At 41.7% G+C, this 13,290-nt stretch carries 13 protein-coding genes and 1 pseudogene; 6 read left to right on the plus strand and 8 right to left on the minus strand.

Annotated elements, in window-relative coordinates; translation table 11 throughout:
- Positions 1–24 precede the first annotated feature (24 nt).
- Positions 25–855 carry a shikimate dehydrogenase gene (aroE, locus tag Q4B79_RS08060; protein ID WP_303085910.1) on the minus strand — a complete coding sequence of 277 codons (831 nt, stop codon included), beginning with the start codon at positions 853–855 and terminating at the stop codon, positions 25–27.
- Between the two features lie 84 nt (positions 856–939).
- On the opposite strand from aroE, the gene Q4B79_RS08065 reads away from it, so the two are divergent.
- On the plus strand, positions 940–1,524 hold the full coding sequence (locus Q4B79_RS08065; protein ID WP_303085911.1) for a hypothetical protein: 585 nt from the start codon (positions 940–942) through the stop codon (positions 1,522–1,524).
- 41 nt (positions 1,525–1,565) lie between these two features.
- On the opposite strand, the gene Q4B79_RS08070 is transcribed toward Q4B79_RS08065, so the two are convergent.
- Together Q4B79_RS08070 and Q4B79_RS08075 are read right to left on the minus strand one after the other, a co-directional pair.
- Positions 1,566–2,018, minus strand: a complete 453-nt coding sequence (locus Q4B79_RS08070; protein ID WP_303085912.1) for a DUF2799 domain-containing protein — start codon at positions 2,016–2,018, stop codon at positions 1,566–1,568.
- Positions 2,019–2,120: 102 nt separating this feature from the next.
- Positions 2,121–2,600 (minus strand): MliC family protein, encoded by a 480-nt coding sequence (locus Q4B79_RS08075; RefSeq protein WP_303085913.1) that lies wholly within the window; start codon positions 2,598–2,600, stop codon positions 2,121–2,123.
- Between the two features lie 208 nt (positions 2,601–2,808).
- Here Q4B79_RS08075 and Q4B79_RS08080 point away from each other — a divergent pair, with 208 nt between their 5' ends.
- A complete protein-coding gene (locus Q4B79_RS08080) occupies positions 2,809–3,822 on the plus strand; it encodes a nitronate monooxygenase family protein (protein ID WP_303085914.1) in 1,014 nt (337 codons plus the stop codon).
- Between the two features lie 41 nt (positions 3,823–3,863).
- Here Q4B79_RS08080 and nhaA read toward each other — a convergent pair whose 3' ends face one another.
- A complete protein-coding gene (gene nhaA, locus Q4B79_RS08085) occupies positions 3,864–5,087 on the minus strand; it encodes a Na+/H+ antiporter NhaA (protein ID WP_303085915.1) in 1,224 nt (407 codons plus the stop codon).
- A gap of 371 nt (positions 5,088–5,458) precedes the next feature.
- Here nhaA and Q4B79_RS08090 point away from each other — a divergent pair, with 371 nt between their 5' ends.
- Positions 5,459–5,719, plus strand: coding sequence for a type B 50S ribosomal protein L31 (locus Q4B79_RS08090; RefSeq protein ID WP_303085916.1), 261 nt, complete (start codon positions 5,459–5,461; stop codon positions 5,717–5,719).
- Between the two features lie 85 nt (positions 5,720–5,804).
- Here Q4B79_RS08090 and Q4B79_RS08095 read toward each other — a convergent pair whose 3' ends face one another.
- The 3 genes from Q4B79_RS08095 to rho all read right to left on the minus strand — a co-directional run bounded on the left by Q4B79_RS08095 (position 5,805) and on the right by rho (position 8,213).
- Positions 5,805–6,032 (minus strand): hypothetical protein, encoded by a 228-nt coding sequence (locus Q4B79_RS08095; RefSeq protein ID WP_303085917.1) that lies wholly within the window; start codon positions 6,030–6,032, stop codon positions 5,805–5,807.
- 308 nt (positions 6,033–6,340) lie between these two features.
- Complete coding sequence (locus Q4B79_RS08100; RefSeq protein WP_303085918.1) at positions 6,341–6,748, minus strand: hypothetical protein; 408 nt, start codon at positions 6,746–6,748, stop codon at positions 6,341–6,343.
- Between the two features lie 202 nt (positions 6,749–6,950).
- Positions 6,951–8,213, minus strand: coding sequence for a transcription termination factor Rho (gene rho, locus Q4B79_RS08105; RefSeq protein ID WP_303085919.1), 1,263 nt, complete (start codon positions 8,211–8,213; stop codon positions 6,951–6,953).
- A gap of 151 nt (positions 8,214–8,364) precedes the next feature.
- Between rho and Q4B79_RS08110 the strand changes: the two are divergent.
- Positions 8,365–8,517: pseudogene (locus Q4B79_RS08110) on the plus strand (chorismate-binding protein); the annotation flags it as partial.
- Between the two features lie 124 nt (positions 8,518–8,641).
- On the opposite strand, the gene Q4B79_RS08115 reads toward Q4B79_RS08110, so the two are convergent.
- Complete coding sequence (locus Q4B79_RS08115) at positions 8,642–9,157, minus strand: hypothetical protein (protein WP_303085920.1); 516 nt, start codon at positions 9,155–9,157, stop codon at positions 8,642–8,644.
- Positions 9,158–9,364: 207 nt separating this feature from the next.
- Between Q4B79_RS08115 and thrS the strand changes: the two genes are divergently transcribed.
- Both thrS and Q4B79_RS08125 read left to right on the plus strand, forming a co-directional pair.
- On the plus strand, positions 9,365–11,293 hold the full coding sequence (thrS, locus tag Q4B79_RS08120; RefSeq protein WP_303085921.1) for a threonine--tRNA ligase: 1,929 nt from the start codon (positions 9,365–9,367) through the stop codon (positions 11,291–11,293).
- Between the two features lie 89 nt (positions 11,294–11,382).
- Positions 11,383–13,065: a DUF4209 domain-containing protein gene (locus tag Q4B79_RS08125; protein ID WP_303085922.1), complete on the plus strand. Its 1,683-nt coding sequence runs from the start codon at positions 11,383–11,385 to the stop codon at positions 13,063–13,065.
- Positions 13,066–13,290 lie beyond the last annotated feature (225 nt).

Consider the following 13,290-nt stretch of genomic DNA (forward strand, 5'->3'; position numbering starts at 1 on the left):
AATATATTAATTTATAAAATTAAGTTATAAAACCAGCAGTTTTTCCACAAGTGTCAAGTCAATGCTTTTAACATCAACACTCATCCAAAGCCCAAATGATAACACGGCCTGATGAATGAGCATGCCCATGCCGTCATGACACACCGCCTGCCCCTGAAAATGGGTCAAAAACTCGGTTTCTTTGCCATACATCATGTCATAGGCGACATCGGTGGTGATGTCTGCGTTGTCAAAACCCACCGTTTGCCCTGTCGTCCCTGCGGAGGTAGCGTTGATGATGACATCAAAATGCCCTGTCAGCTCTTGGGGGGTTAGGGGTAGGGCAAATAGCTTTTGGTTGCTGGCAAATGGCGTAAAGATATCCACCAACTGTTGTGCTTTGGCTAGGGTGCGATTAAAAATAGTGATACTGTTTACCCCTGCTTGCAATAGTGGTAAAATCGCTCCCCGAGTTGCTCCGCCTGCCCCCAAAATGGCAATGCTTTTACCATTTAATTCCACCCCTTTGGACAGCAAATCCGCCACCAAACCCCGACCGTCTGTGTTGTCGCCATAGAGCTTGCCGTCCTTTATGGCAAGGGTGTTTACCGCTCCTGCGGTGCGAGCAAAGTCGGAGAGTTCGCCTGTACTTTGGCAAAGGTCAAATGCCATTTCTTTAAAGGGTAGGGTAACGTTTGCTCCCACGCCTCCACCATTGAAAAATGCGTCCACCACCGCCTTAAAACTCTCCACGTCATTGGGGCAAAATTGGCGTTCATAACGCACCTCCACGCCCAATTGACGGGCAAATTCGTGATGAATGATAGGGCTTTTAGAATGAGCAATGGGGTTGCCGATGACGATACAATGACGCATGAGTTTTCCTTATTTAAAAACTATTAAAATTATCAAAAAATGAGTAAAATACCGATACTGACATTTGTACCGATTAAGATAGCCATGACCGATACCGTGCCTGCCACCAAAAATCCCCCAAGCACAAAACTTCTAAAAGTCCTTGCGATGGTCGCCATCGTGTGTGGGGTGGGGTGGCTGTTTTATACAGATGATAAACCTCATGACAACGATGATGGCACAACCACCCAAGAAGTCATCTATGATGTGGCAAATTGGCGAGGTCGTTCCATCATACATTCTGAGTCTGATAAATTTGAGCAAATCAAATTGATACTAGGTAGCACCGCCACCACAAGCGAGACGCTTGATTTTGATGGTCGAAAGGCGGATAAATACAGCTACACATCAGCAAGCGAGCCTCCGCTCTATGTCATTGAATCTGATGATGTTTTTGAGCTGGCTTGGTATTTTGCCAGCCCCAATGACAGCGACCGCATAAAAGCAAACAGCATGACCTATGCCAAAAAAGGGCATGAGGTTGCTACGGCATTGTATGGCGATGATGGTAAAAGCCTGATAGAGCAAATGCTTGACAGGCAGACGATAGCACCAGAGTTCTTGGAGGTTCATCGACTGCGATATGCAGGCTGTCAAGATTATACTTGTCGTTTAATTATTCAAAAATAAAATCTTGCCACTTTCAAACGCCAAATCCCCAAACTGACCAACTACCACCAATAGGGGTGATAGGGCGAAAACCAAGGATTTAGCCAGCCACCATAACCGTAATGAAACCGATTCATACGTTCGCTCATCTCATATTGTTGAAGTCCCATCATGTTGGCACGATGAAGTTCCTCTAAGGTTTTGCCGTCTTTATCATCACAGACGCCATTTAGGGTGCGACCCAGCCGTCCGATGTTGTAGGCGTTGTTGGGGGTGCAATAGCTTTCAAGACCTTTTTGGCGACCTGCCTCCCACAGCTCATGATTGGGGGTGGATTTGCCTTGACAGGTTTTGGCGTGTTTTAAAATCGCTTGCGAGCTTGCTCCGTGCATGCCGTCATTTAGACCGACATGCTCCCAGTTGGCATGAGTGCATTCGGTTGCTTTTAGGGTGGTGGTTGTGGCACAGCCTGATAAAATCAGGATAGGCAAAAATAGCAAGATGGATTTTTTCATGAGTGTCCATTTGATTTGTTGATAAACTAAAAACGCACAAAGTAGAACTTTATGCGTTTATTGTAGCGAAAATCATAAACCATGTCTATGAACTTTGCAGACTTATTTTGGGCGACGGTTGTGCATTGGGCGAGAACCTTCGCAGTTAATGCTATAAGTCTGACCATTGGCGGTGGTTACGTCCAAAACAGCAATATTGCCTTTGGCGTGCCATTCGTACTTAGAGGCTGGGTTGACATCATTAACAAATCTCATGCCAGAGGCAGAGGGAGCAATTTTGGCTTCTACTTCGGCATTGCTTAGGCTAAGACTGGGCGCGGTAATGTCAAGCAGGGCGGTTTCGGTGTCTGGGTTGTATTTGGCGATGACGCTGGCATCTTGCTCGCAGGTGTATTTTTCAACCATCTCGCCATGTGGGTGCTTAGGCTTTTTGCTGTGTTTTTCGCCATGCTTTTCACCGTGCTTGTGGTGCATTTCTTTTGGGTGCTTGGTGGCTGACTCTGCGGTATTTGAGGTAGTGCTGGCACAGCCTGTCATGACTAGGGCAGAGATGATGCTTGTGGCAATGAGTAATTTTTTCATGAGTTTCTCCTGATGGGGGGCGTTAATTGCCCGTTAAAATCTGATGGGTTTATTATAAATGAAATTTATTTTTAAATTGTAACAGAATTTCTCAAAAATAATAGTAAACTTGTAACATTGATTGCTTGGATTTGATAAGTCTGATAAGGGTTTGATTTTTGGAAGGATAACGGTTATATTAATGAGGTGTTGATTTAGGAATATAAATATGATGACTTTGCAAACTCGTTTAAACCTAACCACCCCCATTGTCCAAGCACCCATGGCAGGGGCAAGCAATGCCGATTTTGTCATTCATGCGTGCAAGCTTGGAGTCTTAGGCTCGCTGGGGGCAGGCATGATGTCGCCTGCCCAAATCCATGATGAAATTAATAAAATTAAGGCAGGTACAGATAAGGCATTTAACATTAACTTGATGATTTTAAATAAAAATTTAACCACGCATTATAGTGAATCTATGCCACAATGGCTGACCGATTTGTATGATGAGCTTGGCATTGTGCCTAAGCTTGATGAGCGACCTGCCTATGATTTTGATGAGCAATTTGCCGTACTACTGGATAACCCTGTGCCTGTGGCGAGCTTTACGTTTGGGATTTTGACAAAAGAGCAAGTGGAAGCCTTGCATGGCGTGGGGTCGCTGGTTATCGGTACGGCAAATACACCTGATGAAGTGATGGCATGGCAGGCGGTGGGGGCAGATGCGGTGGTGGTGCAAGGCGTGGAGGCAGGTGGTCATCAAGGCGGTTGGCTTGGTGGCGAAAAGTTTTCCGCGCTGGATTTGTTAAAACTTGCCAAAGCCAAAAGTACGCTCCCACTCATCAGTGCAGGCGGGATTGCCAATCGTGAACAGGTGCAAACCATGCTGGACAACGGAGCAGACATGGTGGCGGTAGGCACGGCATTTTTGACCACGACCGAGAGTCCAACTAACCCCCTTTGGAAAGATCGGCTATTAAATGCCACAGGCGAAGACACTCGGCTCACCAAATTGTATTCGGGCAAATGGGCAAGGGGTGTGGTTACGGACTACATGAATCGTTTTGCTCATTTGGACAATGACGATTTGCCCATTTACCCCACGTTCAATGCCATGACAAAGCCTTTGCGAGCTTATGGTGCAACCACCCAAAATACCGACTTTATGTCGCTGTGGTGCGGTGTGGGCGTGGCAGATTGTCATGATGAGAGTATGAGTGAGCTAGTAGGGCGACTTGCATAAAAATAAAAAGCGGAGAAAGTAAATTTTCCGCTTTTTGATGTTTAATGTTTAGGTGGTTCGCCTGTACCCAGATACATTTCGTCATTTTGGACGAGGGTGGGGTGGTCAGCATCTTTGATGTTGGCACGCAGAACCAGATAGCCTGCCACGCCAGCAATGAGCGAACCGCCGATGATGCCAAGTCGTGGGTCAAAACTCTCTGGGACACCACCAAAGGCAAGACCTGAGATAAACAGCGACATCGTAAAGCCGATACCGCAAAGCAGGGAGACGCCGTAGATTTGGGGCATGGTTGTGCCTTTGGGGAGGCTGGCAAGTTTGGTTTTGACAGCTAAGATGACCGCCCCCATGACGCCCAATTGCTTACCAATAAACAACCCTGCTGCAATCCCCAATGGTACAGGGTGCATGAGGCTGCCAATGCCTGCACCAGCAAGAGATACCCCAGCATTGGCAAAGGCGAATATCGGCAAAATCCCAAAAGCAACTGTGGTGTGTAGGTCGTGTTCAAGCTCTTCTAAGGGGGAGTATTCAGGGTCTTTTTTGCTGTATAGAGGAATAAAGAACGCCAAAAGTACGCCAGCGAGCGTGGCATGAACACCTGATTTTAGCATGGCTGCCCACAAAACCAGCCCGATGAGCAGATAGGGGGTTAGGCGTACGACATTTAAGCGGTTTAATAAAAATAAAAACGGCAAACATACCCCTGCTACTCCGAGTGATGCAAGCGATAACTCAGAAGTATAAAACAGAGCAATGATGATAATCGCCCCTAAGTCGTCAAAAATGGCAATCGACACCAAAAATACTTTTAGGGCATTTGGTACACGACTACCTAGCAGGCTTAATACCCCAAGTGCAAAAGCAATGTCGGTGGCGGTGGGGACTGCCCAGCCTGTCATGTATTGGGCATTGCTGTGATTAAAAATGCTATACACCACCGCAGGTGCAATCATACCACCGACAGCACATAGTGCAGGTAAGATGATTTGACGCACATCAGAAAGCTCGCCAATCAAAGCCTCTCGTTTGAGTTCAAGTCCCACCAAAAAGAAAAAAATCGCCATCAAGCCATCATTAATCCAATGATGAGCATCTTTGGCAATAGAAAATGAACCAAGTTGTACCACCACAGGAGCATGGATAAAGGCATGATACAAATCATGCAAAGGCGAGTTGGCAACTATCATGGCAAGCACGGCAGATATTGCAAGGACAATGCCTCCAGCGGCTTCTAATTGAAAAAAGGCTTTGATTCGCTCCATAGATTTCCTTTTTAACTGATACTGATTAACACTTATTTGCTACAAACAAACTAAGAGCCTAGTTTATAAAAAAACTGACTTTTGGTACTTTATCATAAAATTTACAAATAGCGAAAATTTTTTTGTTAAATTTTTTAAAACGTGATATTTTGGCACAAACAAATCACATCAAGATATTTTATTAAATCTAGTCATACAAATAAATTTTACTTGAAAAGTAGTGGATTTTTTTATAGAATAACGGTTTTATTTCCCACCGAAGTTGGCTAATAAATGACTGTATGGTGCGTTGTGTCAAAGTTGGTTGATGACAGCGTGGCTATAAGTGGCTATGCCTTTTTATTAGTGCTTGGGTTTATTGGATTATTATCATGCGTAAAGACATTCACCCAGAATACCGTGAAGTATTGTTCCACGACACCAATGCGGACGTATATTTCCTAACTCGCTCTACCGCGACCACCAAGACTACTCGTGAATACGAAGGTGTTGAATACCCATACTACCCACTGGATATTTCAAGTGCCTCTCACCCATTCTATACTGGCGAGCAACGTCAAGCTGCTAACGAAGGTCGTGTGGCAAGCTTCAACAAGCGTTTTGGTGCTTTTGCAAATCGTGGTAAAAAGTAAGCTGCCTTCAAAAACCGTCCTGGTGGCGGTTTTTTTATGCTCACAAAAATCCCCCAATGTCATGACAGCGGGGGATTTTTAGTGATTAGCGTGATTTTTGTTGTCTGGCTTTCTTTTGGGTTTGTTTGGTTTTTTGGGTTTGTTTTTTTGAGGCTTGCTTGGCTTTCTTTTGTTGTCCAGCCTTTTGGGTTTTTTGGACTTTCTTTTGAGATTGTGTAGTCTGCGGCTTAGTATTGGTAGAGGCAGGTGCTGCCATTGCAGTCATGGTAAAAGCCGATAAAGTTAGTGCGGTTAAAAGTTGCTTAATGTTCATAAATACTCCTAATAAGGTGATAAAGATCCCAAAAGTCAGCGATAGTATCAATTCGGGCAAATTTGTTGTAGTTAAGTGTATATCTTAACTGGTGTATATTACACCACAAGACCATCAAGCAAAAATTACAGACTGTATAAGGTTTTGGGTGTTTTTTGGGCGTGTTTTGTGTTAATTCTTGCCAGAGTCCATCAATCATCACTGTCAAGCAATATTTGAGCAGGATATGACGTGTGATGATATTAATTGGAAAATACCCAATATAAAAAGCCCCAGTCAAAAACTGAGGCTTATCAATAATGCTAGGATTATTTAGCGGCTTCTTTAACAGCTTCGGCAGTTGCAGCAGCAGCGTCAGCAGTGGCTTCGGCAGCACCAGCAACGGCTTCGGTGGTAGCTTCTGCAGCAGTAGTAGCGGTATCGGCAGCAGCTTCGGCAGTTGCAGCAGCAGCGTCAGCAGTGGCTTCGGCAGCACCAGCAACGGCTTCGGTGGTAGCTTCTGCAGCAGTAGTAGCGGTATCGGCAGCAGCTTCGGCAGTTGCAGCAGCAGCGTCAGCAGTGGCTTCGGCAGCATCTTTTGCGGTATCTACCGCACCAGCAGCAGCGTCTTTAACAGCTTCGACGGCAGCAGGAGCTTCTGCTTTTGGTGCTTCTGGTTGTGAGCAAGCAGTCAGAACGAGCGAACCTACTAGGGTAGCTAGAACTAATTTTTTCATGGGTTTCTCCAAAAAATTTAGATAATTATAATAAAAGTCTGCGATAAGCACTTTAATGGTTGTAAAATTTTACCACAGACTACTGACATCATATTGCTTTTGCCATTATATAGATATCATCTAGCAATAACAAATAGTTTTTGGTAACATATCGGTCAAAAATGTAACAAAAAATTTCCACGCTATCTGTGATGAGTTATTATCATGATTTTTTGGTCATGTTATTAAAAAACTCATCATTGGTTTTTGCTTCTTTGAGGCGTTCAAGCAAAAACTCGGTCGCTTGATAATCATCCATCGGCTGTAAGAGCTTGCGAAGCACCCAAACTTTGCGAAGCATTTCTTCGTCAATGAGGCGTTCCTCACGGCGAGTGGAGGATTTTTTGATATTAATGGCGGGGAAAATACGGCGTTCGGCAAGCTCACGCTCTAAGGTGATCTCTTGGTTGCCCGTGCCTTTAAATTCCTCAAAAATCACGCCGTCCATCTTGGAGCCCGTATCGGTCAAAGCGGTGCTGATAATCGTCAAGCTACCACCCTCCTCGACATTACGAGCCGCCCCAAAAAAGCGTTTTGGGCGTTCTAGGGCATTAGCATCGACACCCCCTGTCAAAACCTTACCACTTGATGGAATGACGGTGTTGTACGCCCTTGCCAAACGAGTGATACTATCTAACAAAATCACTACGTCTTGCTTATGCTCGACCAAGCGTTTGGCTTTTTCGATGACCATCTCCGCCACTTGGATATGGCGAGTGGGTGGCTCATCAAAGGTACTGGCAACCACCTCGCCACGCACGGTGCGTTGCATTTCGGTAACTTCCTCAGGACGCTCGTCAATAAGTAGGACGATGAGATAGCATTCAGGGTGGTTTTTGGCGATGGCTTGGGCGATGTTTTGCATAAGGACAGTTTTACCTGCCTTAGGCGGAGCAACGATGATAGAACGCTGACCCTTGCCAATCGGAGCGATGAGGTCAATCACACGCCCTGTCAAGTCCTCAGTCGTGCCGTTGCCAGCCTCTAAGCGTAACTGCTCGGTGGGGAAAAGTGGCGTTAGGTTTTCAAAAATAAGCTTATGACGTGAGCGGTCTGGCGTATCAAAGTTGATTTCATTGACTTTTAGGAGAGCAAAATACCGCTCTTGGTCTTTTGGGGGGCGGATAGTGCCAGCGATGGAGTCGCCTGTTTTTAGGTTAAATCTGCGGATTTGGCTGGGCGACACGTAGATGTCATCAGGACCTGCCAAATAGCTGTCTTCGCTTGACCGCAAAAACCCATAGCCATCTGGCAAAATCTCCAAAACGCCATCGCCATAGATGGATTCGCCGTTTTTGGCGTGGGTTTTTAAAATGGTAAAGATAATGTCTTGCTTGCGACTGCGGGCCATGTTTTCAAGACCCATGGCTTGGGCGATGGCAAGTAGCTCGCCAACGGATTTGCGTTTTAATTCGGTTAAATTCATGAAGGTCTAAGTAGAAGATGGTTGGTTTTGACAATAAAAAACAACAAGAAGACCAGACTCAAAGCGAGCTGGCAATTAGAATGAAATATGAGCCGCTAATGATAACCTTGATTGCTCTTGATGTCAAGAGATGGCATGAATTAAAATGCACGATGGTGTAGGCATTTGGAATGTGTTGATTCGTACTTTACAAAAGTCAGATAATAAAGTGGAGCTTTGGGCAGGGGGCGGTGTTACCATTAAATCAGAATTGGACAGCGAATACCAAGAATGTATGGATAAAGTGGGGGGATTATTGGGGTGATTGAGTGGGGTTAATTTGGTTAAAGAAATTTATAAAAATCAAAAGCAAATGTTGGGTGTAAGGTGCGTATTACGCACCGTTTTTAAAATACAAATAAGGATACATCATACATTTTTATTATTATCTAATTTACCAATTTTTTCTTTATTAAATTCGGATACTCATTTTGTGATTGATAAAGTTTTGTATAGCGTTCAATAAATCCTTTAAAAATATCCACAATTTTTAATAAAAATTCATTATCATCAATCTTATCCAACAATCGTGATATGATAACATACAATAAAAGCATACATTCTTTTTTGGGCGCGCCATTTGCCAATTTTAGTAAAATTTCTGAATATTCTTGATGATGAATGAATTGTGGAAACAAATGAATGCTCTTTGCTACATAAAAAATCAACTTTTTCTTATCTTTATATTGCAAAATAAACTCAAACGCAGAATTAGGAAAAAATTGATACACAAATCCAATATGACCAAGTATTAAAATGGCATTTCTTGTAATTTTTTTCATTGTTTTCTTGATAAGAAAAACCGATGATATTTTCAATAAATTCATCATTTGCCAACATAAGTTTTCTATCATTATGATATTCTTTTGCAGACAGATTTGATTAAAATAAGCAATATAATTCATTGTAACCCCCCTTTTTTTTAAAATTACCATTATACCCAAACCCCCACCGTTTACCACTTTCCCCCTACCCAAAAACCTGTTATAATAAGCCCCTTTACCCAAAGCACTTCGTATGTGCTTTTACTTTATTTTTTAAATCCAATGGTAGCGGTCAAATATTTGATTGTAGCAAATATCACTGCCAACGCCACACACAGGAGTATCCTTATGGTCGCAATCACCCTTCCCAATGGCGATGTTAAGCATTTTGACGGTGCAACCACCGTGATGGACATCGCCCAAAGTATCGGAGCAGGTCTCGCAAAAGCCACCGTAGCAGGCAAAGTAAACGGCAAACTTGTGGACGCTTGCGACCCAATCACCGAAGACGCCAGCGTGCAAATCATCACGCCCAAAGACTTTGAAGGTGTGGAGATTATCCGCCACTCGTGTGCCCACCTTTTGGGACACGCCGTCAAACAACTGTTTCCCGAAGTCAAAATGGTCATCGGGCCTGTGATTGAAGACGGTTTTTATTACGACATTTACAGCGACAAACCCTTTACCCAAGACGATATGGCAACGATTGAAGCTCGTATGATTGAACTTATCAATCAAGACTACGATGTCATCAAAAAAATGACGCCACGAGAGGAAGTCATTGAAGTCTTTAAGGCACGGGGCGAAGAATACAAACTTCGCTTGATTGACGATATGCCTGACGAGACCGCAATGGGGCTGTATTATCATCAAGAATATATTGATATGTGTCGGGGCCCGCATGTACCGAACACTCGGTTTTTAAAGGCGTTTAAACTGACCAAAATGAGCGGTGCGTACTGGCGTGGGGACGCTAAGAATGAGCAATTACAACGCATCTATGGCACGGCGTGGGCGGATAAGAAAGAACTGCAAGCCTACATCAAACGCATTGAAGAAGCCGAAAAACGAGACCACCGCAAAATCGGCAAAGCCTTGAATTTGTTTCATTTGCAAGAAGAAGCCCCCGGTATGGTGTTTTGGCACCCAAACGGCTGGACGGTGTGGCAAGTGCTTGAACAATATATGCGTAAAGTGCAAAAAGACAACGGCTACCTTGAAATCAAAACCCCGCAAGTCGTGGACAGAAGCCTATGGGAAAAGTCAGGACATTGGGAAAATTATGGCGATATGATGTTCACCACATCGTCAGAAAAGCGGGACTATGCCGTCAAGCCGATGAACTGTCCTTGCCACGTAAAAGTGTTTAATCAAGGCTTAAAGTCTTATCGTGATTTGCCCCTACGCCTTGCCGAATTTGGCTCGTGCCACCGTAACGAACCATCAGGCTCATTGCACGGCATTATGCGGGTGCGTGGCTTTGTGCAGGACGATGCCCATATTTTCTGTTCACACGAACAAATCCGAGACGAAGCCCAAGCCTTTATTAAGCTCACCTTACAAGTTTATAAAGATTTTGGCTTTGACGAAGTGCAAATGAAGCTCTCTACTCGCCCCGAAAAACGAGTGGGTTCTGATGAGCTTTGGGACTTGGCCGAAAAAGATTTGGCGGACGCTTTGGATAATGCTGGACTTGCTTGGGAACTCCAAGAAGGCGAAGGGGCGTTTTATGGTCCTAAGATTGAATTTAGCCTAAAAGATTGCTTGGGGCGAGTGTGGCAATGTGGCACGCTACAACTGGACTTTAACTTGCCTGAGCGACTGGGGGCAGAATATGTGGGCGAGTCTGGCGAAAAAGAACGCCCTGTAATGCTTCATCGTGCGATTTTGGGCAGTTTTGAACGCTTTATTGGTATCTTGATTGAGCATTATGCAGGTTGGTTCCCTGCGTGGCTTGCCCCCCAGCAGGTGGTGGTAATGAATATTACCGATAAGCAAGCGGACAATGTCGCTGACACCGTCAAAGCCTTGACCGACAAGGGCTACCGTGCCATTGCCGATGTTCGTAACGAAAAAATCGGCTTTAAAATCCGTGAACGCACCCTTGAACGCATTCCCTTTATGCTAGTGCTTGGCGATAAAGAAGTAGAAAGCGGTACGGTCAATGTGCGTACAAGAGAGGGCGAGAATTTGGGCAGTATGAGCCTATCTGACTTTATGAGTGTGCTGGATACAGCGATTGAGAAAAAGGGAAGGGTTCAGGCGAAAGCTGAGTAATACCCCTTACCTACAACAGGTAAAAAACCCATTCATTGTTACATTGAATGGGTTTTTTCAAAGTAATATAAACATCACTAAATATTCCTATGCAATTACCAGATTATTACCTTGAACAAATGAAAGAAGTGAATGGTTTTAATGATTTATTTCATTTACATTTATGGTTATTTGATGACCCAAGAAACACAGAGAGCAAGAATGCTATTGATATAGAAAAATCCATATTTGTATTGTCAGGGTGGGATATTGAAGGATTTAATGCTGAAAATATAGATTTGTTGGCATTGCAATCCTATATTGAACAGAAAAAACCTACAATAAAAAATCAATATATCAAAATATTATATGATATTGTGTACATTAAAGTTCTTTTTGAACTTAAAATATTTCAAAATATTCAACATTTATTAAATTCTTGGTTTAATGACTTGATGGTTTTAATACAAGATTTTCAAAATGATGACCACGCAAATTCATTGCTAAATCTTATTGTTACATATCTTGAATTATTTAAAAATACCAACAATAAAAAGAAATTTAAAGATGAATTAATAAAATTTATTGGCTTAATTAAGAATTTTTCTGACAATGATGAAAAATGTACTATATTTTGTGATGAAAAATTACTCTCGTTTCTCTCAAAAGATGAAAAGATTGATTTAGTTAGTTGTTTTTATAAATACTTGGATAATGTTTCAAATAAAATTGGTGATACAGATAAAGTTAATTTATTTTTAGCAGGCACATATTTTATGGAATTTTTTAAAAAATCCCTAAATTTATGTGAAAAATACCATTTACATGATCTAAAACATGAAATCTGCGATTATATTATTCATGCAAGTTTAGTAAATCTCAATAAAAACATTTCAGCCAACTCTATTCAAGTATTTTATACAGTGAAGTTTTTACTTGATTTATCAAAATTTCATAAAAACAGCAAGGAAGCAAAGAATTTAATTCTATTGAATATCATTAAAACTTCACAAGATTTTTATAGAGATATATGTGCAAAATCCGAAGTTATTGAGCATCAATACTCAAAGGAACATCAAGATTCATTAAATAAAGAAAGGGATAACCTTTTAAAATTAGATACAAATAAAAGTTTAGTTTTTATTTCGTGTAAATTTTTTGAAATATTGAATCATACTTATGGTAAACCAAATTATGAACTTCATCCTAGTATGATTGCAACCCAATTAATTTTTGATGAAAGTGGATTGGTTGTTAGCAATGTAAAAAATGATGAAGATAGGTACATAGATAAATCAAAGAATCTCATCGTAACCTATATTCAGATATTAAATTATTACTTAATGCCAATATCAGAAAAAATTGATTATAAAGACACTTTATTAAATATTCAATTATTTAAATCCAATGATGATAAACATATTAGAAATTCTATTGCAGATTTCTTAAATGATGATTACTATGGTTTTGTAGTTCGCTGTGTGCCTTTAATTGAAAAGAAATTAAGGTTGATTTTGCGTCAATTAGGGGAAGCTGATATTAAAGAAAATCGTTTAGGTGGTTTTGATTTTAGACCAATGAATGCTTTTATGTCCAGTAATATTATCAAAGAAACTTTTACAGAACCCGTTCAATTTATGTTTAAAATTATATATGATGATAGACGAGGGTTTAATTTAAGGAATAAAATTGCTCATGGTATAGCCGAAGCTGATGAGATTACAAGGTTTCACGCTTTATTAGTTCTATTTACAATTATATATTTAGCAAATATCAAATTTATTCGTAAATAGTTTATGATACTTAATTTATGATTTCAGGTAAGTTGCTTGGATTATTAAGTAGCCAAATAATTCATACGGTGAGTACAACGAACCATTTTAATCCACCCACTTTAATGGTGCGTATTACGCACCTTACGGTTTTTTTGAATGGATTTTTTTGCAAAAAATTAAAAAAAATCGTTTTTTTTTGATTTTTGGTACAATAGTTCCCAATTTTTACCAACCGATAAGGAA

The sequence above is a fragment of the Moraxella sp. genome, from assembly GCF_030525845.1.
In the GTDB taxonomy this organism is placed as follows: Bacteria; Pseudomonadota; Gammaproteobacteria; order Pseudomonadales; family Moraxellaceae; genus Moraxella.